The organism is Methylobacterium sp. C33D, assembly GCF_053345825.1.
Window position 1 is genome coordinate 1 of sequence record NZ_JBKFAV010000283.1, and the last position, 252, is coordinate 252.

Sequence of the window (252 nt, forward strand, 5' to 3'; positions counted from 1 at the left end):
CCAGCGCCGGCAACTCGCTCAACTCCGCGGCGAGCACGCTGGGCTCGAACCTGTCGGTGGTTCAGAACCGCCAGGACTTCTCCAAGCAGCTGATCAACGTGCTGCAGACCGGCTCGGCCAACCTGACGAATGCCGACCTGAACCAGGAGGCGGCGAACTCGCAGGCGCTGTCGACCCGCCAGTCGATGGGCATCTCGGCCCTGTCGCTGGCCAACTCCGCCCAGCAGGGCGTCCTCCAGCTCCTGCGCTGAG

Annotated in this window: 1 protein-coding gene; it reads left to right on the forward strand. The window is 67.5% G+C overall.

Annotated elements, in window-relative coordinates; translation table 11 throughout:
• Positions 1-251, forward strand: a 251-nt coding sequence (locus ACLBXO_RS32390) for a flagellin (RefSeq protein ID WP_447687302.1), incomplete at its 5' end; no start/stop codon positions are given.
• Position 252 lies beyond the last annotated feature (1 nt).